We start from the raw sequence: 4,343 nt of genomic DNA, 5'->3' as shown, positions 1-4,343 counted from the left end.
CAAAAAATGAGGTGGACTTATGATTTCAGTTCAAAATGTTACAAAACAGTTTTCAAATGGAAAAGGCTTGTTTCATATTACATTCGAAGTGAAAGAAGGGGAAGTTTTTGGCTACTTAGGACCAAATGGAGCTGGAAAATCAACAACGATTCGTAATTTAATGGGATTTATAAAACCAGCAGCTGGTAAAGCGACAATTTTCGGATTAGATTGTTGGGAAGATGCTGCGAAAATTCAAAGAGAAGTTGGCTATTTACCAGGAGAAATTTCTTTTATTGAAGGAATGGATGGATTAGAATTTTTAAAGTTAATGCAAGGGATGCGTGGGGTAAAGGATACGAAAAGACGAGACGAACTGATAGAACGTTTGCAATTTGATGTGAAAACACCGATTCGAAAAATGTCTAAAGGGATGAAGCAAAAAGTAGGGATTGTCGCTGCATTTATGCACGATCCAGAAGTACTAATCTTAGATGAACCGACATCAGGACTCGATCCACTTATGCAACAAGTGTTTATAGATTTAATATTAGAGGAAAAGCAAAGAGGAAAAACGATTCTTATGTCTTCACATATTTTCACTGAGATTGAGAGAACGTGTGATAGAGTAGCGATTATTAAAGATGGTCGCCTTGTAACGGTTGAAAATATTCATGATTTACAGGGGATGAGACGACAGGTGATAGATGTAACAGTATCATCTCAAGAGGAAATCGAATCGCTTAAACAATGTGATTTGCAATTTGAAGGGGTGAAAGGTAGAGAGGCGTCAATTATTGTGCAAGGCAACTATCAAACTGTTTTACAAATACTTTCAAACTATAATGTAACGGCACTTCAAACGAGAGCGACGGATTTAGAACATTTATTTATGCATTATTACGAGAAGAAAGAAGGGATAAAGCATGAATAAACAATTATTTTTAGCTAGTTTGAAAGAAACTCAAAAAAGTATATTGAGCTATGCTACTGGTGCAGCACTTTATTTATGGTTATTAATTTGGATATTCCCATCGATGGTTTCAGCGAAAGGTTTAAATGAATTAATAAGTGCCATGCCTGATAGTGTAAAAAAAATTGTTGGAATGGAAAGTCCAATTCAAAATGTAATGGATTTTTTAGCTGGGGAGTATTATAGCCTATTGTTTATTATCATTTTAACAATCTTTTGTGTCACGGTTGCAACACATTTAATTGCACGGCATGTAGATAAAGGAGCGATGGCATATTTATTAGCAACACCTGTATCAAGGGTGAAAATTGCAATTACACAAGCTGCTGTTCTCATATTGGGGCTACTAATAATTGTAATTGTTACCTATGTAGCTGGTATATTAGGTGCAGAATGGTTTTTAAAAGATAATAATTTAAATAAAGAACTATTTTTGAAGATAAATGTAGTCGGAGGGCTAATATTTTTAGTAGTTAGTGCCTATTCATTTTTCTTTTCCTGTATATGTAATGATGAAAGGAAGGCACTTAGCTACTCAGCAAGTTTAACAATCCTATTTTTTGTGTTAGATATGATAGGGAAATTAAGTGATAAGTTAGAGTGGATGAGAAATATATCCTTGTTTACATTGTTTCGTCCGAAAGAAATTGCTGAAGGAACATATAATATATGGCCGGTAAGTTTAGGTTTAACCGCTGGAGCGATTTGTATCTTCATATTAGCAATAGTTGTGTTTAGGAAGAGAGATTTACCGTTATAAAGTAAAAAGTCCACTGTGAAAGTGGACTTTTTTGTTTGTGAATTTGAACCGATATGTTTATTGTGTCGCACCCTAAAAAGGATATTTGTCTTTTGATTTACAAAAATATTCAAAAAAATGAACCTTTTTATAGGCTCCCCCGTCTAATACGTGTAAAGTTAAATTTGAAGTGAGGATGAAACAGGAGGACCAATTGTGAAAGTAATTCCTTTATATAAGATGATTGTAAAAGAAGAAACGGATGTTTCTTTAGCTAAAAAGGGTAATCATGAGGCTTTTATGAGACTTATACATACAGAAAAAGTAAAGATGTATCGCATTGCGAAGGCGATGTTACGTGATGAGACGAATATAGAGGATGCAATGCAGGCAACAATTTTAAAAGCTTATGAAAATATAAAAAAACTGAAAAAGGAAGAGTTTTTTCAAACTTGGCTAATTAGAATTTTAATAAATGAGTGTAACAATATAATTCGCTCTTATAAAAAAGTAATTGTAATTGAGGATCATGATAGTAATATGGTGGCGTTCGATCGATATGAAGATATTGATCTTTGTAATGCTATTCAGTCTTTAACGGAAGAACTAAGAGCTGTAACCGTACTTTATTATTATGAAGATATGAATCAAGAAAGTATTGCAACGCTTTTAGAAATTCCAAAAGGCACGGTTAAATCAAGATTGTCACGTGCAAGGGAAAAATTAGAAGAGCGATTAAAGATGGAGTAGGAGGTGGTTAAAATGGATAAAGAAAAATCATTTGATGAAAAATTAAAAAAGAGAATAGAAAAGGATAATACCGTATTGCCACAGGCACTAAACGAAAAAATTAATGATGCACTTCATAATCTTCCTGTAAAAAGAAAGAGTTATAGAGTACATATGATGTTTATTAGTGCCGCTGTTCTAACGCTATCAATTGTATCTATGTCTGAGTTTTCTATACAGAGCTTTGCACAAAATGGAGGGATGTTTAATTACGTAAAGAAGAATGCGTTTTCTGATTATGAGAATGAAGAAGAAATGAAGTCGAACGTCAATTATCCAGATAAGGAAAAGATTCATCAAAAGATGCTTGATTCAATTGATCATTTCCAAAATGTTTCAGGGCAATTCGAAGAATATTCTAGCTCTACAAGAATTGCTACAACATATAAATATGCGATTGATACGGAGAAACAAAGTGGTATTTCATCCAAAGAAGACAAGCTATCGAAAAAAAGCACGCTGATTTATAGCGAGGAAGGAAAAAAAGAGTTTAATGATAAGAATAATACGTATAAAGAGACGAGATGGAGTCCAAAAGAAAGAAATAATGGAATAGTAAAATTAAGCCCTACGGAAAGGTTATTGAGAAAATCAGGTGAGAAGAAACGGTATGATGACGAATATGTGGGATTCGCTAAGTACAGTATTCAATCAGAATTTGCTGATCTATTAATTCGATATAAAGATTGGAGTTATAAAGAAACGAAGTATCTTGGACTTGATTGCTACAAAATAGAAGGGGTAATAAACATAGAAATGCCTGTAAGTACATCTGAAGATTTAAGTGGGAAATTTGAAATGGTTGTAGAGAAAAATACGGGGATTATGTTGAAGTTCCTTAGTTTCGATGAAGGTATGATTCAATATTCGATTACGACTGAATGGATACAAATAAACAAAGGATTGAAAGAGAGTGTATTTCAAAAGGATAGCACTAATTATGAAAAATTGAAAAACTTATTAGATGAATAGAAAACGGAGGGAACTATATGGAGAATACCTCTCCTTCAAGAGAAAAGAAAAATAAACGAAAATATAAAAAGACAACGATAATAAGTGTATTGTTAGGAGTATTACTATTTGGCGGAGTTGGGTATGGTGCCTATGTATATATGAAAACTTCTAATCTCGTACAAAAATCTAATTTGAACTTATCACGTGGTGAAAAATCAAATTTACGTGAGAAAGCTGTAAAGCCAATTACACACAACGTTTCAATGTTAATTATGGGAATTGATGAAAATCAAGAACGGCAAAAGGGCTATAATGGTGCATTTCATACGGATGCATTATTGTTAGCTACGTTTAATAAAGAAGATAAGACAGTGAAATTAACCAGTATACCAAGAGATACCTATACATATGTTCCAATCGAAAAGAAAAAAGATAAAATAACACACGCATATGGAAGTGGTTTCGTTAAAAACGGAAAAGATGGAGGGCCACAAGCTTCTGTTGAGGCAGTAGAAAAGTTACTGCAAGTACCGGTAGATTATTTCGTGAAATTTAATTTTGGGTCATTTATTAAAATTGTCGATGGGCTCGATGGTGTTGAGGTAGATGTCCCGGTTGAATTTACTGAACAAAATAGTAAAGATGAACCTGATACGATTCACTTGAAAAAAGGGGTTCAAAAATTAACGGGAGAAGAAGCACTTGCTTTGGCGAGAACTCGTCATATTGATAGTGATGCAATGAGGGGACAGCGCCAACAACTTGTTATTGAGGCGATTTTAAGTAAATTAAAAAATGTGGGGTCTATTACAAAAGTTGAGAAAATGGTTGAGGCCGTCGATGGTGATTTTAAAACAAATTTAGCATTGGATGATATTTTATCTTTTTATAAATATGGTTTAGATTGTT

General features: G+C 33.3%; 5 protein-coding genes. All 5 read left to right on the top strand.

All coding sequences use genetic code 11. From position 1 onward, the window contains the following. Positions 1-19 precede the first annotated feature (19 nt). On the top strand, positions 20-913 hold the full coding sequence (locus KI356_RS17245) for an ABC transporter ATP-binding protein (RefSeq protein WP_128282403.1): 894 nt from the start codon (positions 20-22) through the stop codon (positions 911-913). Then, the gene (locus KI356_RS17240; protein WP_128282402.1) at positions 906-1,712 is read left to right on the top strand and encodes an ABC transporter permease subunit; all 807 of its coding nucleotides are present in this window, start codon (positions 906-908) and stop codon (positions 1,710-1,712) included. Before KI356_RS17245 ends, KI356_RS17240 begins: the two co-directional genes overlap by 8 nt. Positions 1,713-1,907: 195 nt before the next feature. Further along, entirely contained in the window at positions 1,908-2,441 is a 534-nt protein-coding gene (locus KI356_RS17235) for an RNA polymerase sigma factor (protein WP_128282401.1), read from the top strand. A 12-nt stretch (positions 2,442-2,453) separates the two neighbouring features. Further along, on the top strand, positions 2,454-3,452 hold the full coding sequence (locus KI356_RS17230; RefSeq protein ID WP_128282400.1) for an anti-sigma factor: 999 nt from the start codon (positions 2,454-2,456) through the stop codon (positions 3,450-3,452). 17 nt (positions 3,453-3,469) lie between these two features. Beyond that, a partial coding sequence (locus KI356_RS17225) for an LCP family protein (protein ID WP_212935995.1) occupies positions 3,470-4,343 on the top strand: 874 nt, incomplete at its 3' end.

It is taken from the genome of Bacillus hominis, from assembly GCF_018332515.1.
GTDB classification, from domain to species: Bacteria; Bacillota; Bacilli; order Bacillales; family Bacillaceae_G; genus Bacillus_A; species Bacillus_A hominis.
The sequence above is the reverse complement of the archived record's forward strand: the minus strand, read 5'-3'. Positions and strand labels throughout refer to the sequence as shown.

What these genes read in the sequence shown, in the direction of transcription:
- KI356_RS17230 (WP_128282400.1), top strand. Translation starts at nt 2,454, where the DNA reads ATGGATAAAGAAAAATCATTTGATGAAAAATTAAAAAAGAGAATAGAA.
- KI356_RS17245 (WP_128282403.1), top strand. Translation starts at nt 20, where the DNA reads ATGATTTCAGTTCAAAATGTTACAAAACAGTTTTCAAATGGAAAAGGC.
- KI356_RS17240 (WP_128282402.1), top strand. Translation starts at nt 906, where the DNA reads ATGAATAAACAATTATTTTTAGCTAGTTTGAAAGAAACTCAAAAAAGT.